14 protein-coding genes, 15 tRNA genes, 4 rRNA genes and 1 riboswitch are annotated in these 22,876 nt (G+C 37.7%); of the genes, 28 read left to right on the plus strand and 5 right to left on the minus strand.

Going from position 1 to position 22,876, the window contains the following annotated elements:
• Nucleotides 1-45 precede the first annotated feature (45 nt).
• On the minus strand, nt 46-1,119 hold the full coding sequence (gene ytvI / locus RBQ61_RS05710; RefSeq protein WP_308139549.1) for a sporulation integral membrane protein YtvI: 1,074 nt from the start codon (nt 1,117-1,119) through the stop codon (nt 46-48).
• Nucleotides 1,120-1,284: 165 nt separating this feature from the next.
• On the opposite strand from ytvI, the gene idi reads away from it, so the two are divergent.
• The 4 genes from idi to RBQ61_RS05730 all read left to right on the plus strand — a co-directional run bounded on the left by idi (nt 1,285) and on the right by RBQ61_RS05730 (nt 4,499).
• Nucleotides 1,285-1,806, plus strand: coding sequence for an isopentenyl-diphosphate Delta-isomerase (gene idi / locus RBQ61_RS05715; protein ID WP_308139550.1), 522 nt, complete (start codon nt 1,285-1,287; stop codon nt 1,804-1,806).
• 124 nt (nt 1,807-1,930) lie between these two features.
• Complete coding sequence (locus RBQ61_RS05720; RefSeq protein WP_308139551.1) at nt 1,931-2,800, plus strand: DegV family protein; 870 nt, start codon at nt 1,931-1,933, stop codon at nt 2,798-2,800.
• Complete coding sequence (locus RBQ61_RS05725) at nt 2,790-3,608, plus strand: EFR1 family ferrodoxin (protein ID WP_308139552.1); 819 nt, start codon at nt 2,790-2,792, stop codon at nt 3,606-3,608. The genes RBQ61_RS05720 and RBQ61_RS05725 overlap by 11 nt, the downstream gene beginning before the upstream one ends.
• 123 nt (nt 3,609-3,731) lie before the next feature.
• The gene (locus tag RBQ61_RS05730) at nt 3,732-4,499 is read left to right on the plus strand and encodes a glucose 1-dehydrogenase (RefSeq protein ID WP_308139553.1); all 768 of its coding nucleotides are present in this window, start codon (nt 3,732-3,734) and stop codon (nt 4,497-4,499) included.
• Between the two features lie 235 nt (nt 4,500-4,734).
• Here the strand turns inward: RBQ61_RS05730 and RBQ61_RS05735 are convergent, their stop codons facing one another.
• Nucleotides 4,735-5,682: a copper amine oxidase N-terminal domain-containing protein gene (locus RBQ61_RS05735; RefSeq protein WP_308139554.1), complete on the minus strand. Its 948-nt coding sequence runs from the start codon at nt 5,680-5,682 to the stop codon at nt 4,735-4,737.
• Between the two features lie 147 nt (nt 5,683-5,829).
• On the opposite strand from RBQ61_RS05735, the gene RBQ61_RS05740 reads away from it, so the two are divergent.
• Nucleotides 5,830-7,035: a sialidase gene (locus RBQ61_RS05740; RefSeq protein ID WP_308139555.1), complete on the plus strand. Its 1,206-nt coding sequence runs from the start codon at nt 5,830-5,832 to the stop codon at nt 7,033-7,035.
• Between the two features lie 46 nt (nt 7,036-7,081).
• Here RBQ61_RS05740 and RBQ61_RS05745 read toward each other — a convergent pair whose 3' ends face one another.
• From RBQ61_RS05745 to RBQ61_RS05755, 3 genes are all read right to left on the minus strand, one after another.
• Nucleotides 7,082-7,285: a heavy-metal-associated domain-containing protein gene (locus RBQ61_RS05745; protein WP_308139556.1), complete on the minus strand. Its 204-nt coding sequence runs from the start codon at nt 7,283-7,285 to the stop codon at nt 7,082-7,084.
• Between the two features lie 149 nt (nt 7,286-7,434).
• Nucleotides 7,435-8,337, minus strand: coding sequence for an HD domain-containing phosphohydrolase (locus RBQ61_RS05750; RefSeq protein ID WP_308139557.1), 903 nt, complete (start codon nt 8,335-8,337; stop codon nt 7,435-7,437).
• A gap of 347 nt (nt 8,338-8,684) precedes the next feature.
• On the minus strand, nt 8,685-9,077 hold the full coding sequence (locus RBQ61_RS05755) for a hypothetical protein (protein ID WP_308139558.1): 393 nt from the start codon (nt 9,075-9,077) through the stop codon (nt 8,685-8,687).
• Nucleotides 9,078-9,138: 61 nt separating this feature from the next.
• Nucleotides 9,139-9,214, minus strand: a riboswitch (cyclic di-GMP riboswitch).
• Nucleotides 9,215-9,688: 474 nt separating this feature from the next.
• On the opposite strand from RBQ61_RS05755, the gene RBQ61_RS05760 reads away from it, so the two are divergent.
• The 23 genes from RBQ61_RS05760 (at nt 9,689) to RBQ61_RS05870 (ending at nt 22,506) form a co-directional block, all read left to right on the plus strand.
• Nucleotides 9,689-11,337 (plus strand): 16S ribosomal RNA (locus tag RBQ61_RS05760).
• A gap of 325 nt (nt 11,338-11,662) precedes the next feature.
• Nucleotides 11,663-14,726: ribosomal RNA gene (locus RBQ61_RS05765) — 23S ribosomal RNA — on the plus strand.
• 182 nt (nt 14,727-14,908) lie between these two features.
• A 5S ribosomal RNA gene (rrf, locus tag RBQ61_RS05770) occupies nt 14,909-15,025 on the plus strand.
• Nucleotides 15,026-15,193: 168 nt separating this feature from the next.
• Nucleotides 15,194-15,310, plus strand: a 5S ribosomal RNA gene (gene rrf / locus RBQ61_RS05775).
• The 16S, 23S and 5S rRNA genes sit together here with 15 tRNA genes alongside, the layout of an rRNA operon.
• Nucleotides 15,311-15,437: 127 nt before the next feature.
• A tRNA-Glu gene (locus RBQ61_RS05780) sits at nt 15,438-15,509 on the plus strand.
• 40 nt (nt 15,510-15,549) lie between these two features.
• Nucleotides 15,550-15,634, plus strand: a tRNA-Tyr gene (locus tag RBQ61_RS05785).
• A 2-nt stretch (nt 15,635-15,636) separates the two neighbouring features.
• A tRNA-Gly gene (locus RBQ61_RS05790) sits at nt 15,637-15,708 on the plus strand.
• A 19-nt stretch (nt 15,709-15,727) separates the two neighbouring features.
• Nucleotides 15,728-15,801: transfer RNA gene (locus RBQ61_RS05795), tRNA-Gly, on the plus strand.
• A 12-nt stretch (nt 15,802-15,813) separates the two neighbouring features.
• A tRNA-His gene (locus RBQ61_RS05800) sits at nt 15,814-15,890 on the plus strand.
• A gap of 14 nt (nt 15,891-15,904) precedes the next feature.
• Nucleotides 15,905-15,978: transfer RNA gene (locus RBQ61_RS05805), tRNA-Cys, on the plus strand.
• Between the two features lie 9 nt (nt 15,979-15,987).
• Nucleotides 15,988-16,061: transfer RNA gene (locus RBQ61_RS05810), tRNA-Arg, on the plus strand.
• Between the two features lie 6 nt (nt 16,062-16,067).
• A tRNA-Gln gene (locus RBQ61_RS05815) sits at nt 16,068-16,139 on the plus strand.
• A gap of 8 nt (nt 16,140-16,147) precedes the next feature.
• Nucleotides 16,148-16,222 (plus strand) — tRNA-Gln (locus RBQ61_RS05820).
• A 14-nt stretch (nt 16,223-16,236) separates the two neighbouring features.
• Nucleotides 16,237-16,309, plus strand: a tRNA-Lys gene (locus RBQ61_RS05825).
• Nucleotides 16,310-16,321: 12 nt separating this feature from the next.
• Nucleotides 16,322-16,408, plus strand: a tRNA-Ser gene (locus RBQ61_RS05830).
• Nucleotides 16,409-16,420: 12 nt separating this feature from the next.
• Nucleotides 16,421-16,494: transfer RNA gene (locus RBQ61_RS05835), tRNA-Pro, on the plus strand.
• 10 nt (nt 16,495-16,504) lie between these two features.
• A tRNA-Ile gene (locus tag RBQ61_RS05840) sits at nt 16,505-16,578 on the plus strand.
• 22 nt (nt 16,579-16,600) lie between these two features.
• A tRNA-Ile gene (locus tag RBQ61_RS05845) sits at nt 16,601-16,674 on the plus strand.
• Between the two features lie 58 nt (nt 16,675-16,732).
• Nucleotides 16,733-16,808: transfer RNA gene (locus RBQ61_RS05850), tRNA-Phe, on the plus strand.
• A gap of 398 nt (nt 16,809-17,206) precedes the next feature.
• Complete coding sequence (locus tag RBQ61_RS05855) at nt 17,207-17,530, plus strand: YhdT family protein (RefSeq protein WP_308139559.1); 324 nt, start codon at nt 17,207-17,209, stop codon at nt 17,528-17,530.
• 43 nt (nt 17,531-17,573) lie between these two features.
• Nucleotides 17,574-19,079 carry a sodium/pantothenate symporter gene (panF, locus tag RBQ61_RS05860; protein ID WP_308139560.1) on the plus strand — a complete coding sequence of 502 codons (1,506 nt, stop codon included), beginning with the start codon at nt 17,574-17,576 and terminating at the stop codon, nt 19,077-19,079.
• Between the two features lie 71 nt (nt 19,080-19,150).
• Nucleotides 19,151-20,749, plus strand: coding sequence for an amidohydrolase family protein (locus tag RBQ61_RS05865; RefSeq protein ID WP_308139561.1), 1,599 nt, complete (start codon nt 19,151-19,153; stop codon nt 20,747-20,749).
• 143 nt (nt 20,750-20,892) lie between these two features.
• On the plus strand, nt 20,893-22,506 hold the full coding sequence (locus RBQ61_RS05870) for a PucR family transcriptional regulator (RefSeq protein WP_308139562.1): 1,614 nt from the start codon (nt 20,893-20,895) through the stop codon (nt 22,504-22,506).
• The last annotated feature ends 370 nt before the right edge of the window (nt 22,507-22,876 follow it).

Here is a 22,876-nt window from a genome sequence, read left to right on the forward strand (position 1 = left end):
AAAAAGCAAGGTTTTGACCTTGCTTTTTTTAATGAAAACAATTAATTATTTGAATAAATGAATTTTTCCGGAGTCATTCAAATATTTTACGAGTATTGTTATTACGGGGGCAACCAATAGTCCGAAGAATCCAAACAACCTAAGCCCGGCATACATAACTGTTATTGTAATTATTGGGTGAAGTCCAATTTGATGGCCTACAATTTTAGGCTCTATAATATTCCTTATAACTGTTACCGCAAGGTATAAAAACAGAAGTCCAAAACCAAGATGGTAGTTTTTAAGGATTAATTCTATTATACCCCATGGTATTAATATACCACCTGTCCCCAATACTGGCAAAATATCAAGAATAGCTATGATTGCCGCAATAGGCAGAGCAAAATTAACATTTAGAAATGATAGACCGATTAACACTTCTATAAAAGTTATACACATAATTATCATATATGATTTAATCATTTTCCATACTGTTCCTGTTAGAAACAGACGCGATTCATCAAAGGTTGAACTGAATTTTTCAGGGAGCTGCCTTTTTATAAAGGAAGTTATATTGCTGTATTCCACGCTTATAAATATTGATAGTACAATAGTAAATATTACTGAAATTAAATATAAGGGGAAATTAGAAATAAGTTTGGTAACCCTCTGAACAATTGATATTGATGTGTTTTTAATTATGTCAGAGATATAATTGATACTGTTAGTAATTATTTGTGAAACTGTATTTGCCGCTTCCGTAGAAACAGGCTTTGTATTTGCCACTATCCAGTCATTAAATTCAAGAAGCAGCGGTTCAACGCGGTTGAAATACAGGTTAGGAATAATGTTTATCAAATCAGTCATCTGAGTGATTAAAAATGTTACAAAAAGCCACAGTATCAAAGCTACTAAAGCATAAAAAGAAGCTACTACAAATACTGCTACACCTTTGCCTTTGCTTTTAAAAAGTTTGTTAAGGAGCTTTGCGATAGGTCTTAGGGCAAGCGCTATCAAAAATCCAATTAAGAACGGCATTATCCAATGAATTACATAAACAAATATAAAGTATAAGATGGCATAAACCGTTACAATGAATGCAACATTTATTACAAATTTCTTCTTTTCATCTAAAGTCATTTTAGACCTCTTTTTCTATGTATTTATATAATTATAATATCTAATATGATTATTTGCAATAATGTAATAAATTATTATTTTTTTATTGAATAATAATGGTAGTTATAATATATTAGATGAAGAATGGTTATTATTACCGTTATAATATAATTAAGGAAGTTAGAAATGGATAAAATAATAGAAGTAGATTTTAACGACAGATCAATAAAGGAAATAACAAAAGAAGATGCACATAAGCATGGTACTATGCACCGCGCTTTTTCAGCAATATTGTATAAAGGGAGTAGCATACTGATACAGAGAAGGGCGTATGATAAATATCATTGTGGTGGTTTGTGGACAAATACATGTTGTTCGCATCCCAGATGGAATGAAGATCTTTATTATGCTGTAAAAAGACGATTAGAAGAAGAAATGGGAATAGCTAATGCTGAGCTTAAAGAAATTTTTAGCTTTACATATTATTATAAGTTTGAAAACGGCTTAGCCGAATTTGAATATGATCATGTTTTTGTTGGTGAATATAATGGTGAATTCAAGTTGAATTCAAATGAGGTAGCAGAAGCGAAATGGGTTGATATTGACGAACTTATGGAATGGATGAAATCTAAACCTCACGAGTTTACGCCATGGTTCGTAATTATTTTGCCGAAAATCAAAGAAGTTTTAAAGAATAATTTAGATTAGTATAAAATGGTGAAATACAAATATTTACAATCAACGTCAAAAGTAGTAACATTAATATAGAAGAAGTCAAATTCTTAATTTAACGTCTTTTTTACGTCTATAATATATTTGGAAGGTGATGAAAATGATTAAATTAATAGTTGACAGTACTTGTGACATAAATAATGAAATAACGGACAACTATGATGTTGATATCATTCCTTTGGGCATTGCAATTGGTGGGATATCTTATTTAGATGGAGTAGATATTGATGTAGATACTGTGTACATGCATATGAGGGAAGGAAAGGTTCCTAAAACTTCACAGATAACTTACAAATCAGTTGTTGAGTCAATTGAAAAATGTGTTGCTAATAATGAAGATTTTATTTATTTATCATTTTCATCAAAGATGTCAGGCACATATAATTTTGCTAAAAAAATAATTGATTCATATAAGGAAAAGTATCCGGAAAGAAAGATGGAGGTTGTAGATTCAAGGGGCGGAGGCGGAGGAAGTGCCTTGATTGCTGTTCAGATACTGAAAATGATCGAACAAAAAATACCCTTTGAAGCAATAGTGAAACAAGTTCATTTTATGGCAAACCACGTAGTATATTTTTTTACACTTGCTGATTTGGACTGGTTGCACAAAGGCGGAAGAGTTAGTAAGCCCGTGAGTTATGTTGGAGATATCCTTAATATAAAACCGTTTTTAACTGTAAAAGATGGCACTATAGTAGTATCAAAAATGGTTCGCGGAAGCAAAAAGGTAATACAAACGCTAATAAAAGAAGTATATAAAGGTACGGGGAAGTTTTCAAATCAAGTTATAGCTATCAGTCACGCAGACGATTTAAAAGCAGCACTTAAGGTTGAACAAAAAATAAAAGAAACAATTAAAGGATGCAGGACTACCATTTTTCAAATAGGAGCTGTACTTGGAACGCATTTGGGAATAGGTGGAGTTGGAGTTTTCTTTTTTGATGAAAGGCCGGAATTTTATGAATTATAATGTAAAAGCTATGTATTTCAGTCCAACCGGTACAACTGGGAAAGTAGTAAAAAAGCTTTCAGGAGAATTATCTAGGCACATAAATGAAAACGATAGCATTAAGTATATAAACTTTACTCCACATGCTGAGAGAATGGAACCCGTCTATTTTTATGAAGATGATATTGTTGTTTTTGGAGTGCCTGTATATGCTGGAAGAGTACCAAACATACTTCTAAAATATCTTAGGTCAATTAAATCAAAAGGATCTCTTGCCGTTGCTGTTGTGGTGTACGGAAATAGAAATTATGATGATGCATTAATTGAACTTAAGGATGTGTTGGAATTAAGCGGGTTTCGTGTGGTTGCAGCCTGCGCTTTTATAGGGGAGCATTCTTTTTCTGACTTGCTAGCTAAAGGCAGGCCTGATAAAAGTGACTTGCATATTGCCGAAAACTTTGCAAATAAAATATTCAATCGCATAAAGGATAGTGCATTGTCAGGTAATTTGGAGATACCAGGTAATAAACCATACAGACCGTACTATCGGCCAAAAGATAAAAATGGGAATTATGTAGATTTTCGTAAGATAACTCCTAAGACAAGCAGCAATTGTATAGACTGCAAAATTTGTGCAAAAATCTGTCCTATGAATTCAATAAGTTTTGAGGATGTATCAATTATACATGGCATTTGTATCAAGTGCGGGGCGTGTATTAAAAAATGTCCTGTCCATGCAAAGTATTATGACGATGAAAACTATTTGCTTCATAAGCATGAGCTTGAAATCGAATTTAGCACAAGAAATGAACCTGATTTATTTATATAATTTTAAAAAACAGCAGTATGCATCCTTTGCTGATGGAAGTAGATGATTTTTAACAATTGCAAGTTTAATTATTTAGTAAAAGGGTATATGTTAAGCAAATACTATAATAATTAAGGAGGCAATATGAGGCTGAAAGGCAAGACTGCGATTGTAACAGGCGCTAGTTCTGGTATGGGAAGAGAAATAGTATATCACTTTGCTAAAGAAGGTGCAAACGTACTGGCGGTTGCAAGGCGCGAAGAAAGATTAAAACAATTGGTTGATGATGTAAAAGAGTTTGAAGGAAGCGTGGTTGCATATGCAGCTGATATTACGGATAAAGAAAAGGCAGAAGGTATGGTTGATGAAGCAATACGCAGATTTGGCTCTCTTGATATATTGGTTAATAATGCCGGAATGATGGATGACATGAGCGGAGTAGGAGATATAAGTGATGAAATGTTTGACAAGGTATTCGAATTAAATGTTAAATCTGTTATGTTTTCAATGAGAAAGGCCGTTAAATATTTTGAGCAAAAAGGAAATGGAAATATAATAAACATTGCATCAATAGGAGGACTACATGGAGGTATTGCCGGTGCAACTTACACAGCAAGCAAACATGCTGTAGTCGGTCTTACTAAGAATACAGGTTTTATGTATGCAAAGAAAAACATAAGATGCAACGCAATATGTCCGGGAGGAATTGCTACTGAAATAGGTGAAGGTAAATATATGAAAAACATTAACAAAGAGGGTGCGGAACGCACAGGATTGGGATTAGGCCTGAATCCAAGATATGGATTTCCTAATGAAATTGCTGCGGTTGCTGTATTCCTTGCCAGCGATGAATCAGGATTTGTTAATGGACAATGCATTCAAGTTGACGGTGGATGGACTGCATACATGTAAATTTCAAACAAGTGTTTGCGGTGCCCAATTTAAAATTGCAGATATGAATCTACTTAAATAAATTATAAATTGTAAAATCACAAACATAAATTTAGATGCAGTATTCGACAAGTGCCGAATACTGCTTTCTTATATTGGATACCCAAGACTTTTACTACAAGCTATAAATTTTGTAGATTGGGTAAAAACTCCAGTCATGGTTGAGAGAATCTTCTAAATAGGTAGAGCATAGAAACTAAGGCAATGCATTTATGATTATCTTACTTCCGACCACACTGAGATTATCAATATTCATAACTTTTTTGAAGAAGTTTAGAGGAACATATGTGCTGCCATCTTTTAAAGATGTTGCATCTTCCAGTGATATGTAGGTTTCATTTGACAAGTAGTTGTTCTCACCCACTACAAATGAAATATCATTACCAACTGTCACTTCCCTTTCATCTCCATTCCATTTTACTTCGTAGCCTAAAGCTTCCGATATGACGCGAACAGGAATCATAACGGTTCCGGTTTCGCTTATATATACATTAGGGGTTTCAAGCTCTACATCATTTACAAATATTACAGGTTTATCTTCTGTCTGCTGAGACAATACAACTATTCTATTAGGTGTTGTCTGAGCAGGGATGCTTTTTGTGGTTACATCATAGTATACAAGCATTTGTCTATTTGAAAGGACTTTTTCAACTTCTTCTAAAGTCGGTTTTTTTATCCAATTAATTTCTGTGTTGTTTTCCCATAAGATTTCTGTATCTTCAGATATGTTAATCCTTAGCTGTCCATCTCTGCTGGTAAGATCAGAGTCAAATTTATCTGCCTTAACAAATCCATCTTCATAAACCGGAGTGACAATACAAATTGTATACTGTGGCGGATAAATTAAAATCATAGGCTTGTCAGATTCATAATATCCTGTTATTCTATCGCCTTCTTCAATTTGCATGTCATCTGCAAAATACGTATTTTCGTTGAACATAAAATATGCTTGCGAACCTTCTTCATTCTCTAAAAATATTTTTGTAATAACTTCGCCAGTTTTTTCAATTTCTTTTACATTACCAGTAAATGATAAGTAAAACGGCTGCACATGAGTATATTCGGCTTGAACTGCTAATGCCGTGACTATTGATATGCACAGTATCACCGATGTTATAGTGATTAATTTTATCCATTTTTTCATAAAAACCTCCCTGATAAATTAAAATGTATACTATATAGACGGGCCCACATAAAAAAAGTTCCTTCATGCAAAGTATTTATTTCTTAAGAGGAACAAGAAGTAAATAATTAAATAAAATAATATAATAAATATATTTCGGAGGTTAACATGGACAAAAAAACATATGAAGGATTTCAATTTCCTATTTATGACGACTCAAATTTTATAGCAGCTCAGAGGCAGAGAAATGCACAAGACATAGTAAGAAGGTTTAGGATTCAGAATGATGAAATATACAGAGAATTGGAGAGTAATGGATTAAACAGCAGTAGGGTTGATTACTTATTGCTTTTCTTAGTTTCATTTTTGATAGGTCAGACAGATGTGAACAGATCACCGGCACAGATATACAATCAGTTTAAAAGCAGGTATCCTTTGCTTGGTCTTATGATCAGACAATATAATATACCGAGAGATCTAGCTGACAGATATATGCTGAGAATTATTGAGATGCTGCTGCTTTTAATTAGGGATACACAGCCTGTATCTGAGCCTGCACCCGGAAGTGGATGGTCGCGATGGCAGAATCTTGGGGGTATGTTGACTACATCTCCTGCCGCATCTTCGTGGGGACCAGGACGCATTGATGTTTTTGCAGGAGGAACGGATGATGCTATGTGGCATAAATGGTGGGACGGAACGCGATGGACGGATTGGGAGAATTTAGGGGGAGTGGTGACATCAGCACCAGCAGCAATATCATGGGGGCCTAATCGCATAGATACTTTTGTAAGAGGAACGGACAATGCTATGTGGCATAAATGGTGGGACGGAAGGCAGTGGAGCAATTGGGAGAGTTTAGGAGGGATACTAACATCAGCACCTGCTTCCTCATCATGGGGACCAAATCGAATAGATACTTTTGCAAGAGGAAATGATAATGCCATGTGGCATAAATGGTGGGACGGAATAAGATGGAGCGATTGGGAAAATCTTGGCGGAATCCTCACGTCGGCACCAGCAGCGATATCATGGGAACCAAATCGAATAGACATATTTGCTCGGGGGGCTAATAGCGATTTAATTCATAAATGGTGGGACGGAAGGCGATGGAATGATTGGGAAAGTCTAGGAGGAATACTAACTTCCGGACCTTCCGTATCTTCGCGCAGGCCAAGACATATAGACGTATTTGCGGGGGGAAGAAACAACAGATTATTTAGAAAAAGTTGGAATGGTTCTCAGTGGAATGAATGGCAGGACATGGGTGGGAATATAAATTCAGAGCCGGCGTCAGTTTCGTGGGGAACAAATAGAACGGATGTGTTTGCAAGGGGCCAAAACGAAAATCTTATTCATACATGGCAAGAATAATAAATAACCTGCCTCATTTGCGATATATTGCAAATGAGGCAGGTTTCTATTCAACTTTAAATCCTGTGTTTTCAATACATTGTTTAATTTTGCCAGCATCTGTGTTATCATCATATCCCACTTCTACAGAACTTCTGCCAATATCTATATTGACCATGCTGACTCCTTCAATATCTTCTAAGACATTCTTTAATTGAGTTTTCATGTTTTTATTCTGAAGTCTCGACACAGTGTAATGCACTTTATTCATGATCACCATTCCTTATAATAATATATAATTTAGTATTTACTGTATGGCTATTATTATTTTGGAAAAATTAAACAGAATTTATAGTTTTTTAGTTTAAACACGCTTTTAGTCCATTATTATAATCGTTATAGGAGTGATTATATAATAAATTATAAAATGCCATCATCTTTTAAAATCATTTCAAGAGCAAAAACAACATCTTTGTCATAAAATTTTCCTATTAAACTTTTAAGCTCCTCAATTGCCTGGTTAGGCGGCATTCCGCTGCGGTATGATCTGTCAGATGTCATGGCATCATATGAATCTGCAACAGCAATTATTTTTGCTTCCATTCGTATCTCATTTTCTTTTAATTTATTTGGATAACCTGAACCGTCCAGCCTTTCGTGATGCTGCTCAACAATAGTTGCAACATCCTTTGAAAACTTTCCTTGCAAAAGTTCAGAGCTGTATGTGCTGTGTTTTTTTATATAATTAAATTCGTCATTGCTAAGCTTCGAAGGTTTATTTAGTATTTCATCCGGTATAAAGTATTTACCCACATCATGAAAAAGAGATGCAAGAGCTATTGTGTAATTAATTTCACCGGAAAGCCCTAGCTTGTCTGCAATTCTAACTGAATAATCTTGTACTCTGTTACTGTGCCTGTGAGTATATAGATCCTTTGCTTCAGATTTTTCCAATAAGTTTTTTAGGTCGTGGGTATATGCAGACAAAAGGTTGTAAACAGGCTGAGAAGTGATATATAGCATTTTGGTATCAGTGATTGTTCGGAAAGGAACAGTTTCTTTTATATTTTGGACATAAAAATAATCACCCTTTTGCATTTTTATGCTTTCGCCTCCGGTACCTATAACTATTGAACCTTCAATAATATAATAAAATTCCATTAAATCTTTAAAGTTTCCAGGAGTAATACTGTTTGGGCGATCAGCCCTAAATTCATACAGCATTATCTCAAAATCATCTTTTTTAGCAAGCAGGTTCAGCGTTGAAGTTCCTATTATCTGATCAATGCATTTGCTATCTTTAAAAATATACAAGCCTTCCATGTAATTGCTCCCTTATCAATAGTGTTAATCTATTATATCACTATATGGAAAAAAGAAAATATTTAGTTATAATTAGCGCTTTGTCTCTCTACTATGTCTTCGGTTATGACTTTTGCAGTGCCTCAGTTACAAGACAATTCTCCTTTCCAAAAACGGCATCAGCCTGGGGGGTATGCGTTATTTTTTTGGCAGTAGATGTGATTCAAACCCTTCAACAGTAAATACTCATCAAAATGCATCTATATTAAATAGGTGATGTATTATGTTTTTTTGATTAAATAAATCGTATAATAATTATGTTATTAAAGCAAAAAATTTAGGAGAGATTCAATCTCTCCTAAATTTTTTTAATGAGCATAGCAAGGGTCGACTAATACTACTCTGTCATAAATCTGAACTTCAACGTATGTCTTTGTTAATACTACACCTTCTCTTGCAGCTTTTTTAATTAATAAGTCTACTTTCCTGCTGGTTTTCCTTAACAGGTTTTCAATAATTCTATCAATTGACCTGTTTAACTGCTGCTCGCTTTGATCTTTGAGAACCTCTTTTTCTGCTTTTTCCACAGCCTTATCGATCTCTTTGTAAATGTAGTTATTTGTCTCTTCAATCATAATTAAAAGTTCCTGGCTTATGTTCTGCTCTGATTTTTGATAGGCTTGTGCAACAGGGCCAAGTAAAGCAAGAATTCCAATCATGATGACCAAAAGAGAAGCTGTTTTCTTAATTCCTTTGTACATTTTGATATCCTCCTTTAACGTTCTTCAACCTATATGAAGGAAATAAAATAAAAAACTTCCTTTCGGTAGCTGGCTGCCAGTTTAAAGGCCCTATAGCTTTGCGCCGCTAATTTTCATTAGGTTTGCCATTATCGGTTGAAGTGAAAATATAAGTTTTATTTAATTTATTTTATCATATAGTCCTATATATTGCAATTAGTTTTAGGAAAATTTATAATAAGTATGAAAAATATGGATAGGGACAAGATGTTGACAATCACTTTTATATGTGCTAAGATAACATTCCTTTCACAAGGAAATGCGAAGTAAACAGAGAAATAAAAAAATAGTTGACAACATCACTTGGATGTGATAAACTGTTCAAGCTGTTAGGGTAACAGCGAAGAGAACCTAGACAATAAAACAGCATAAGAAACCTTTGAGAGTTCAAAGAAAAAAAGAACCAAAGTAAAGAAAGACAAAGATAAGCTAAGCGCTATCTTGAGTATGTCCTAACCCGATTTTATCGACCAAAAGGGAGAAAAAATCGATGGTAGGTCAACCGCAACGAATTCCTAATTTATGCGACGCAAGGAGCAAATAAATTAGTGAATGAGACTGCGACAGGAATATAAAACGAGAGTTTGATCCTGGCTCAGGACGAACGCTGGCGGCGTGCCTAACACATGCAAGTCGAACGAGATTTACTTTTTCACTGAGAACTCGAACATCTACAACAAGCACAAAAGTGCATAATATAATAAGATGTAGAAAAACAGCGAGTTGCACATTTGTGCTTCACGCTAAACCCAAGTGACAACACACTTGAAATTCGAGAGCTAAGTGAAAAGGTAAATCTAGTGGCGGACGGGTGAGTAACGCGTGAACAATCTGCCCTGTACAAAGGAATAGCCTCGGGAAACCGGGATTAAAACCATATAACACTTGATGACCGCATGGTCGATGAGTCAAATCGTTAGAGGTATAGGATGAGTTCGCGTCTGATTAGCTAGTTGGTGGGGTAAAGGCCTACCAAGGCGACGATCAGTAGCCGGCCTGAGAGGGTGAACGGCCACACTGGAACTGAGACACGGTCCAGACTCCTACGGGAGGCAGCAGTGGGGAATATTGCACAATGGGGGAAACCCTGATGCAGCGACGCCGCGTGAGTGAAGAAGGTTTTCGGATCGTAAAACTCTGTCCTTGGTGAAGAAAAAAATGACAGTAGCCAAGGAGGAAGCCCCGGCTAACTACGTGCCAGCAGCCGCGGTAATACGTAGGGGGCGAGCGTTGTCCGGATTTACTGGGCGTAAAGGGTGAGTAGGCGGTAGTATGTGTCAGATGTAAAAGGCTAAGGCTTAACCATAGTTAGCATTTGAAACTGTATTACTTGAGTGCAGGAGAGGTAAGCGGAATTCCTAGTGTAGCGGTGAAATGCGTAGATATTAGGAGGAACACCAGTGGCGAAGGCGGCTTACTGGACTGTAACTGACGCTGAGTCACGAAAGCGTGGGTAGCAAACAGGATTAGATACCCTGGTAGTCCACGCTGTAAACGATGAGTGCTAGGTGTTGGCCAGCGATGGTCAGTGCCGAAGTAAACACAATAAGCACTCCGCCTGGGGAGTACGGTCGCAAGACTGAAACTCAAAGGAATTGACGGGGACCCGCACAAGCAGCGGAGCATGTGGTTTAATTCGAAGCAACGCGAAGAACCTTACCAAGGCTTGACATCCCCTTGACCAGTGCAGAGATGTACTCTCTTCTTCGGAAGCAAGGGAGACAGGTGGTGCATGGTTGTCGTCAGCTCGTGTCGTGAGATGTTGGGTTAAGTCCCGCAACGAGCGCAACCCTTATCCTTAGTTGCCAGCAGGTAAAGCTGGGCACTCTAAAGAGACTGCCGATGATAAATCGGAGGAAGGTGGGGATGACGTCAAATCATCATGCCCCTTATGTCTTGGGCTACACACGTGCTACAATGGTCGGTACAAAGGGAAGCGAAAGAGCAATCTGGAGCAAATCCCAATAAACCGATCCCAGTTCGGATTGTAGGCTGCAACTCGCCTACATGAAGTCGGAGTTGCTAGTAATCGCGAATCAGAATGTCGCGGTGAATGCGTTCCCGGGTCTTGTACACACCGCCCGTCACACCATGGAAGTTGGTAATACCCGAAGTCGCTGAGCTAACCGCAAGGAGGCAGGCGCCGAAGGTAGGATCAATGACTGGGGTGAAGTCGTAACAAGGTAGCCGTATCGGAAGGTGCGGCTGGATCACCTCCTTTCTAAGGAGAACTAAAGGACTTATGCTGTTTTATTGCTTGCTTTAAACAAAAGTAAAGCAAGACTGAAGGATACAGTATAAAACCACAGAACTTTGAAAATTGCATAGGAAAAAAGAGAAGATGCCTTACCCAATTTTTTCGACCGTAGGAAGAAAAAAATTGAAGGTAAGACATTCGCAACGAATTCCCAATTTATGCGACCATAAGGAGCAAATAAATTGGAGAATGAAACTGCGAGACATTGAGAAAAGTTAAATTCAAATTTTAAATAATAAATACAATTTAACCAAAAAAAAATGTTATGAAGACATAACAATGACAAACAGGTCAAGATAGAAAGGGCTAAGGGCGAATGCCTTGGCACTGGGAGCCGAAGAAGGACGTGGCAAACTACGAAATGCTGCGGGGAGGCGTAAGCAGCCGATAATCCGCAGATATCCGAATGAGGAAACTCACATAAGGTAAACCTTATGTATCATACAGTGAATAAATAGCTGTATGAGGGGAACGAGGGGAACTGAAACATCTAAGTACCCTTAGGAAGAGAAAATAAAAAATGATTCCGTAAGTAGCGGCGAGCGAAAGCGGAAGAGCCCAAACCAAGTAGAAATACTTGGGGTTGAGGACATATCAAAGAGACAGAAAACTGTAGCCGAAGAGAGCTGGAAAGCTCCTCCAAAGAATGTGATAGACACGTAAGCAAAACAGTTTGAAGCGAGGATATGATCCAGAGTACCACGGGACACGAGGAATCTTGTGGGAAGCAGGGAGGACCACCTCCCAAGGCTAAATACTACCCAGTGACCGATAGAGAACAGTACCGTGAGGGAAAGGTGAAAAGAACCCCGGGAGGGGAGTGAAAAAGAACCTGAAACCCTGAGCCTAAAAACAGTGGAAGCACAAAAGTGTGACCGCGTACTTTTTGTAGAACGGGCCAACGAGTTACAATATGCAGCAAGGTTAATAACCAAAGGTTAGGAGCCGAAGAGAAATCGAGTCTGAAAAGGGCGAAAGTTGTATGTTGTAGACCCGAAACCGGGTGACCTATCCATGTGCAGGTTGAAGCTAGAGTAAAATCTGGTGGAGGACCGAACCCATTAGCGTTTAAAAGCTACGGGATGACGTGTGGATAGCGGTGAAATTCCAATCGAACCCGGAGATAGCTGGTTCTCCTCGAAATAGCTTTAGGGCTAGCCTCAAGTAAGTATAGTGGGGGTAGAGCACTGAATGGTCTAGGGGCGTTATACGTTACCAAAACCTATCAAACTCCGAATACCATATATATGTTGCTAGGGAGTCAGACTATGTGAGATAAGTTTCATAGTCAAAAGGGAAACAGCCCAGATCACCAACTAAGGTCCCAAAATATAGATTAAGTGGAAAAGGATGTAAAACTACACAGACAACCAGGATGTTGGCTTAGAAGCAGCCATTCATTAAAAGAGTGCGTAATAGCTCACTGGTCGAGTGGTTTTGCGCCGAAGATGTCCGGGGCTAAAATCTATTACCGAAGTTGTGGGATGTCGTAAAGCTCTTCATCTGTTCAATGAAACGATAACTGAGGACATCTCAGTTCAAAATCCTTCATTAATTAAAATAGATAAAAAGGAAGGATTTTTGAAAAGCTCTAACGGGGCTAAAATCAAAATTGAGCGAATGAAGAGATTTACGACATCGGTAGAGGAGCATTGTGTATGGATAGAAGCACTACCGAAAGGAGTCGTGGACTGTACAGAAGAGAGAATGTTGGCATGAGTAGCGAAAGGTGAGTGAGAATCTCACCCATCGAAAGCCTAAGGATTCCTGAGGAAGGCTCGTCCACTCAGGGTAAGTCGGGACCTAAGCCGAGGCCAAAAGGCGTAGGCGATGGACAACTGGTTGAAATTCCAGTACCACCTTTAAGCGTTTGAGAAATGGGGTGACACAGGAGGGTAAGCTGGCGCACAGCTGGAAAAGTGCGTCTAAGTAAGTAGGGAGACGATACAGGCAAATCCGTAACGTCAATCCTGAGATACGAATGGGAGCGAAAATAAGTAGTGAAGCAGCTGAGCCCACACTGTCAAGAAAAGCCTCTATCGAGCAAGAAGGTGCCCGTACCGTAAACCGACACAGGTAGGCAAGGAGAGAATCCAAAGATGAGCGGAAGAACTATTGTTAAGGAACTAGGCAAAATGACCCCGTAACTTCGGGAGAAGGGGTGCCCTTCAGAGTGAAGACAGAACTGTTGGAGCTTAGAAGGGCCACAGAAAACAGGCCCAAGCGACTGTTTACCAAAAACACAGGTATCTGCTAAATCGAAAGATGAAGTATAGGTGCTGACACCTGCCCGGTGCTGGAAGGTTAAGGGGAGAAGTCATCGAAAGAGAAGCTTTGAACTTAAGCCCCAGTAAACGGCGGCCGTAACTATAACGGTCCTAAGGTAGCGAAATTCCTTGTCGGGTAAGTTCCGACCCGCACGAAAGGTGTAACGATTTGGGCACTGTCTCAACAATAGATCCGGTGAAATTGTAGTACTCGTGAAGATGCGAGTTACCCGCGGCAGGACGGAAAGACCCCATGGAGCTTTACTGCAGGCTGACATTGGAATTCGGTAGCAATTGTACAGAATAGGTGGGAGGCAGAGAAATCGGTACGCCAGTATCGGTGGAGCCAACGTTGGGATACCACTCTATTGTTACTGAATTTCTAACATGATACCGTGAACCGGTATATGGACACTGTCAGTTGGGCAGTTTGACTGGGGCGGTCGCCTCCGAAAGAGTAACGGAGGCGCTCAAAGGTTCCCTCAGCACGGTCGGAAATCGTGCGAAGAGTGTAAAGGCAGAAGGGAGCTTGACTGCGAGAGAGACATCTCGAGCAGGAACGAAAGTTGGACTTAGTGATCCGGTGGCACCGAGTGGAAAGGCCATCGCTTAACGGATAAAAGCTACCCTGGGGATAACAGGCTTATCTCCCCCAAGAGTCCACATCGACGGGGAGGTTTGGCACCTCGATGTCGGCTCGTCTCATCCTGGGGCTGAAGCAGGTCCCAAGGGTTGGGCTGTTCGCCCATTAAAGAGGCACGCGAGCTGGGTTCAGAACGTCGTGAGACAGTTCGGTCCCTATCCGCCGTGGGCGCAGGAAATTTGAAGGGAGCTGTTCCTAGTACGAGAGGACCGGAATGGACAGACCGCCGGTGCATCAGTTGTCACGCCAGTGGCATAGCTGAGTAGCTGAGTCTGGATTAGATAAGCGCTGAAAGCATCTAAGCGCGAAACTAGCCCTAAGATAAGATTTCCCATCACGCAAGTGAGTAAGACCCCCGATATGTTAACGGGTTGATAGGTTGCATGTGTAAGTGCAGCAATGCATTCAGCTGAGCAATACTAATAGGTCGAGGTCTTGACCTCAAAGATGCCCTAACCCAATATTTTCGACTAAAAGGAGAAAAAAATTGAAGGTAGGTCATTCGCAACGAATTCCCAATTTATGCGACGCAAGGAGCAAGTAAATTGGTAAATGAGACTGCGCAAAAATGTCTAATCTAAAAATTCCTATGCGATTTTGAAAGTTCTGAAAGAACTTTTATATATCTGGTGACAATAGCGAAGAGGACACACCCGTACCCATCTCGAACACGGAAGTTAAGCTCTTCAGCGCTGATGATACTTGGCGGGCAACTGCCTGGGAAAGTAAGACGTCGCCGGGTATGACCTAACCCGATTTTTCAGAGTTCTGTTCTGAAAAATGGCGGTAGGTCATCCGCAACGAATTCCCAAATTTTGCGACGTAAGGAGCAGAAAATTTGGTGAATGAGACTGCGATGTTGTTAGGGCAAAGGCTTTAGATAGTCAGTTCAAAACTTACAAAAACATTATCTGGTGACAATAGCGAAGAGGACACACCCGTACCCATCTCGAACACGGAAGTTAAGCTCTTCAGCGCTGATGATACTTGGCGGGCAACTGCCTGGGAAAGTAAGACGTCGCCGGGTATGACCTAACCGATTTTTCAGAGTTCTGTTCTGAAAAATCGACGGTTGGTCAACCGCAATGAGTTCCAGATTTGCATGAGCGACAGCGAGTAAGCAAATATGTGAAAGAAACTACGATGGCTATAAAGGCCCTATGGTCAAGCGGTTAAGACACCGCCCTCTCACGGCGATAACCCGGGTTCGAATCCCGGTAGGGTCATAGTTTAGGCTTGGCTCAGTTGTAAGAGTGTTTTAAAATCGGAAGAGTTCCCGAGTGGCTAAAGGGGACGGACTGTAAATCCGTTGGCACCGCCTTCATTGGTTCGAATCCAATCTCTTCCACCAATGCGGAAGTGGCTCAGTGGTAGAGCATCGCCTTGCCAAGGCGAGGGTCGCGAGTTCGAATCTCGTCTTCCGCTTCCAATATAAATTTATTTTGCGGGTGTAGCTCAATGGTAGAGCCCCAGCCTTCCAAGCTGGTCGCGAGGGTCCGATTCCCTTCACCCGCTCCAAGTTATGTTTTGGTGGATATGGCCTAGTCGGTTAGGGCGCCAGATTGTGGCTCTGGAGGTCGTGGGTTCGATTCCCACTATTCACCCCAATACTTAACATCGAGGCGCTATAGCCAAGTGGTAAGGCACAGGTCTGCAACACCTAGATCTCCAGTTCAAATCTGGATGGCGCCTCCAAAATTCTTTGCACCCATAGCTCAGTAGGATAGAGCAACGGACTTCTAATCCGTGTGCCGGGGGTTCGAATCCTCCTGGGTGCATTTTATTGGGGTATCGCCAAGCGGTAAGGCACCAGACTCTGACTCTGGCATTCGTGGGTTCAAATCCTACTACCCCAGTTAAAAATTGGGATGTCGCCAAGCGGTAAGGCACTAGACTTTGACTCTAGTATGCGTAGGTTCGAATCCTGCCATCCCAGCCATTTTAATTTATTATGATCCATTAGCTCAGCAGGCAGAGCACTTGACTTTTAATCAAGGTGTCCGGCGTTCGAATCGCCGATGGATCATTCAATATAAATGGAGAAGTACTCAAGTGGCCGAAGAGGCTCCCCTGCTAAGGGAGTAGATCTGACAAGGATGCGAGGGTTCAAATCCCTCCTTCTCCGTTACTACATATTCGGGGCGTAGCGCAGTTTGGTAGCGCATCTGGTTTGGGACCAGAGGGCCGCGGGTTCAAATCCTGCCGCCCCGATACTTAAGACGGGCTTATAGCTCAGGTGGTTAGAGCGCACGCCTGATAAGCGTGAGGTCGATGGTTCGAGTCCATCTAAGCCCACTATACCAAAACAATTTGTTTTGGGCCTTTAGCTCAGTTGGTTAGAGCGCCCGGCTCATAACCGGTAGGTCCAAGGTTCGAGTCCTTGAAGGCCCACTCATGACTCAATTTATGCGACGCAAGGAGCAAAAAAATGGGAAATGAGACCGAATTTGCCCAGATAGCTCAGTCGGTAGAGCAGGAGACTGAAAATCTCCGTGTCCGTGGTTCGATTCCGCGTTTGGGCACCAGAAGCGCAGCTGGAAAATCCGGCTGCTTTTTTACTGCATAATTTGATTAGGATAATTGGATAAAACAAAAGCTGTGAAAAAACACAGCTTTTTTATATTATCAGATTATTTAAGCGTTCTACTTTTACCTTTGATATGACCAAGTACAATTAAGTTGTAGCATCAAAGTAATATTTTGAAAAATAATTCAAATATAATTGTGTATTTTGAAATTATTTTCAGTTTTTGGGAGCAATAAGTTTATTATAGAAATTATTTTATTGAAAACATTTGCACAAGTGAATAGAATATAACAAAATTGCTACTTAGATATATTTATAGAAGAATCTAAATAATTGTCTGGTAGGCAGTATAATGATAGTCGTAATAATAATTAAAAAATATTAGGAGGTTATTGAATGAAGAAAGAAGAATTTTATGAAACTAATTATAGTTTGGATGAAATTGAAATGGACCCTCGATTTATTATTTGTGAAAAAGAAATGAAATTAGTTTTTGGAGTGCAAATTATTTTTACACTAGTTAGTATTATTGCAGCCTACTTGTTAGGCAGTGGAGATCCTAATAATTACAGTTATATTTTAGGATTGCCTACTTGGTGGTTTGCAATAATTGTCATTAGTGTAATATTTACTGGAGTAGTAATTTATATAACTAAATTTAAGTTGGTGGACATGGAATTAAGTGATGAAGTTGAGAATGACGATTTAGCAGTAAAATAATTACTAAACAAATACAACAATATTATTAAAAGGAGACATATAAATGGGTTATGAAATAAGTGCAAGTAGTCGTACAGCAATAATAATTACTTTTGCTATTTATACTTTGGGTATGATTGCAATCGGACTTTATTCAAAAAAAACAATGGATAAAACTGCAGTAGATAAATATGTTGATGAATTTTATACTGGCGGACGTGGTATGGGAGCTATAGTTGTTGCAATGATGGTAGCCGCTGGATTATGTAGTGCTGGAACATTTCTTGGAGGACCTGGTCTTGGTTACTCAGTTGGATTAACATGGGTTTTAGCTGGATTCTCTCAGATATTTATGAATTTTACAGTGTTTGGTGAAATAGGAAAGAAAGTTGGCATAGTTGCTCGAAGGATTAATGCACAATCCTATGTTGATTTATTTGTATCTCGCTATAACAGTAATAAATTTATTGGTGTATTTGCAATACTAGCTGTAATGATGTTTTTAGGCAGTTATGTTGTGGCACAGTTTGTTGGAGGCGCTAGACTGTTTGAATCTATGACGGGCCTTTCATACACATTAGGATTGGTATTATTTGCAGGACTTGTATTAGTTACAGCTGCATTAGGTGGTATAAAAGGAGTAGCAGCTGCAATTGTATTTCAAGGAATAATAATGACTGTATCAGTAATTATGTTATTTATATTAACCTTAAGTCATCTTGGACCATTAACTTCTGTATACAAAGAAATTATTTCAATAGATCCATCTGTTGTTACACCTTGGACATGGAGTCCAATGTATCAATTTTCTATGTGGATTGTATATGGACTTGTTTGGATTGGATTACCCCATGGAGCTATGGCTACACTTACATATAAAGATACAAAATCAATGCATAAGGCAATAATAATGGGAGTTTTATTTGTATTGGTTTGGACACTTGCATTAATTTGGACAGGAAGTTTAGGACGTGCAATGTTTCCAGACTTAGAGGTTCCAGATCAAATAATACCTTCTATTGCCATGAAAGTTTTACCACCATGGTTAGCAGGACTTACACTTGCAGGTGTTGCTGGAGCAATACAATCTACAGTAGGATCCATGGTTATTATTATCAGTTCAACTTTTGTTAAAAATGCATACCAATCAATGATAAATCCAAAGGCTGACAGTAAAAAGTTAAAAAAAGTTACAGTTATGTCAACAGTTGCAATATGTATAGCAATATTCATTCTATCCATTAATCCGCCTAATGCTCTTCAGTTTATGATAACATTTGCAGTTGGAGGATTAGGTTCAGCATTCTTCTGGCCGCTGCTATTAGGAATTTATTGGAAGAGAACCAACGAATATGGAGCTGCTGCCGGAATGGTTGGTGGAATGGTTACCTATATACTTGGTGCAGGAAACTACTTACCAATAGCTATGGGAATGAATGCAGTAGTAGTTGCTCTATTTGTGTCTTTATTGTTGACAGTATCTATAAGTTTGGCAACACCAAAGCCACCTAAAGGAATAATTATGATATGGTTTGGCAAGTATTATCCAAAAGAAGTATTATCAAAATAATACAATATTTATAAATAGATTAGAAAAATATGAACTGTCATATTTCTAAAATTTGTATAGGGGTGATAAATTTGTGTAAGTTTGATTTAGTAGTAAAAAATGCAAAGGTTATTGATGGTACTGGCAACCCATGGTTTTATGGATGTGTTGGCGTAAAAGATGGGAAAATTGCTTACATAGGTAATTTAAATGATGATATTGATTGTTGCGAAATAATTGATGCGAAGCACCAAATATTGTCTCCCGGATTTATTGATTGTCATACTCATTCTGATTTTGCGTTATTGAGAGACCCGGGAATGTTATCAAAATTGAAACAAGGGGTTACAACTCAATTAATTGGACCGTGTGGTATAAGTGCCGCACCCATAAGTCCAGATAGAGTAAATCTGTTGGATGCTTATGCTGGTTTTGCCAAAGCTGGTGTCGAACCTGAATATAATTGGGAAACCTTTGGAGATTTTCTTAATGTTATCGATAAGTTGCCATTAGGAACAAACATAGGTGCTTATGTTGGACATGGAACAGTTAAAATTAACGTTATGGGATTTGAATCAAGGAAACCAACTGAAGAAGAGCTTAAAGAAATGAAAAAACAAGTAAGAGAAGCGATGGAAGACGGAGCATTCGGTATGAGTTCTGGATTGATTTATCCTCCGGGAGTATATTCGGAGCCTGAAGAAATAGAAGAAATGGCAAAAGAACTTAATAGATTTAATGGTGTGTATCTTTCCCATATGAGAAATGAATCATATAATTTATTAAAAGCTGTTAAAGAGATAATTCACGTGGCAGAAGTTGCTAATATTCCAGTTCAAGTACATCATCATAAAGCTATGGGAATAAAAAACTGGGGACTGGTAAAAGAGTCTGTTAAATTAATAGAAGAAGCGAGAAAAAAAGGACTGGATATTACAATTGATCAATATCCATATACTGCATCCAGCACCACATTGAGAGCATGTTTGCCTCCGTGGGTTCATGAAGGTGGTATTGAAAAGATAATTGAAAGGCTAAATGATCCTTCAACTAGAGCGCGTATAATTGCTGATATAGAATATACTGACAATTGGGAAAACTTTTACAAAAATAGTAATGGAGCAAAGGGAGTAGTAATTTCGTATACACCATATACACCGGAATTTGAATGTAAAACTCTTTATGAGGCGGGTAAAATGGTTGAAAAAGAACCATTGGATGTTTTATGTGATATTATTGCAGCTAATAAAGGCAATGACAATGCTTGTTACCATATGTTAAGTGAAGATGATATTAATTATGTTATGAAGAGTCCATACACAATGATTGGGTCAGATTCAATTCCTGTTGCACCAGGTGCAAAATGTCATCCGAGAACTAACGGAACATTTCCTAGAGTCCTTGGAAAATACGCTAGAGAAGGTGGAGTTATAACTCTTGAAGATGCAGTGAAAAAAATTACCGGCTATCCGGCTGGCAGATTTAATATTATGGGAAAGGGATTAATTAAAGTTGGGTATGATGCAGACCTTGTTATTTTTAATCCTGATACAGTAATAGATGGTGCTACTTATGAAGATCCGTTTAAAGAACCTATAGGTATTAATTTCGTTTTAGTAAATGGTCAGTTGGCAATAAAAGAAGGTAAATCAACGGGTAATACCTCAGGCAGAGTTGTTAGAAGAAAGTAATTCATATGTATCTACGTATAGCAAGAGTGATTATATGCATGCACATAATCACTCTTTAACAATATAGGCCGAAAATGATTTCCTTGAAAAAGTATATAATGTAATATATAATATTCTCTATACAAAAAATACATGGTGATAAAATGATAACAGTTAGGGAAATACTAGACGCGGAATTTTTTAAAGATTATAAGGTCATTGCAGGCAATAAGGGATTAGACAATCAAGTAAGGGGTATAACCGTTCTTGACTCAGAGTGCGGTTATAAATGGACTCAAAGGAATGAATTTGTATTTACAACTGGATATATATTTTCAACTAATCCAAATAATCTTGAAGAGTATTTATGTTCTCAAGAAATCAAAAAACATGCTGCACTGGCCATTAAAGAAAGGTATATAAGAGAAGTACCTAATGAAATGTTGAAAGTGTTTAATGATAATAAAATTCCTTTAATATTTATACCTCCAACAGGACGTTGGGTAGAGATATTCAATGCTATTAATGCGGTTATTTTAAATAAAATTATTAAAAAATTTGATATTGGTAAAATTAGTAACGTTAAATATTATAACTTATCTTATCAGGAAAGAAAAATAAAAAAAATACTTAATATATTTGAGTATGAAACAAGTTTTCCTGCAATGCTGTTTGACTTAATAAATGAAAAAGCTTATTACAGTTCAAATAAATTCAAGGAAGAAACAATAAATATTAAAATAGAAGAATATTGGAATCCATCTTTTAGCTACAGTAAAGAATATTTGTTTAATAATAGCAGAATGGCTAGGTATAAGTTAGGTACAGGGAAAAATTTAGATTTTAGCTGGATTAATATACCTATAATGGTCGATGATAAAATAAAAGCATATTTTGTAATAATTGAACCTAAATGTAAATTAAGTTACTTCGATCAATTTGCTTTAAGCATTGGATTGGCTCAGCTCCAGGCCATGTACGAACAAATTTTAGTGGTTAAAGGGTTAGAATACACTCAATTTACACAGTTTATGAATAAGTTAATAAGCGGAGAAATCAAAGATAAGAAAACGATTATTTTAAAAGCAATACAATTTGATATAAATATATATAAGAAATATTGTTTTTTCATTATGAAGCAGAGCAATAAAGAAATAATGATCAATAATTATAAAGATATAATTAATTCTAACAAGAAGCGCGTATTTGGAAGTGATAATAAATGTCATATCATTGTTATTGACGAATATAGTTTTTTATTTTTGTATGAATTAACCGAAGGGCTTGAACTGGATAAAGAATTAGAGCTTTTGTATACAAAAATAGACAATTTTTATAAGAGAGTGTTATTGGACATTAGTAACATTAAGCTGTATTTTGGGTTGTCAGATATATGTGGAAATATAGTAGAGACTGAAAGAAGTTATATGAGGTGTCTTAAGGCTTTAGAGATCGGGCCTCATTTATTTCCAAATGATAATTTGTGGGTATATTCTAAGTTAGGTATTCTTGCATGGCTTGATATAAAAGAAGATGAAATGGAAGTTATGAAAAAAGATATCAACAAATTGAAAAAAATTGGTGATGTTGAGCTTATTCAAACATTAAAAGTCTATGTGGAAAACAGGATGAATTTCAGTTCTACTGCAGATAAAATGTTTTTGCATATTAATACTGTTAGAGCCAGAATTGAAAAGGTTAACAATATTTTGAATATAGACTTGAATAACGAGCTAAATAGATTAAAATTGGAATTGATTTTAAAGTTTTTAGAATAAATCTTTGCTACTCTTAGTCGTATATTTTTATAATTATAATAATCAATAGTACTATTCCGGCATATCCATTCAGTACATAAACAACATTTTTAAATATGTCGACATAATTTAAAATATATTATAATTATATATAAAAGAATTACATATATCAAATTTGTTAATAAAAAAATGTTATTTACAGGGCATTTTTTTTATGTACATGAAAATTCTATTTTTTTAATATATTATTTTATAAATAAATTAAAAATTTTATTTTTATGAAAAAAATGAAGAATTAAATAGTAAAATATTATCTATTTTTTCATTACAAAAAAAGAGATGTTGCTCTACTAAATCTTTATTTTAGTATTTCAACAGCAACATCAATAGT

The sequence above is a fragment of the Sedimentibacter sp. MB35-C1 genome, assembly GCF_030913635.1.
Classification (GTDB): domain Bacteria; phylum Bacillota; class Clostridia; order Tissierellales; family Sedimentibacteraceae; genus Sedimentibacter.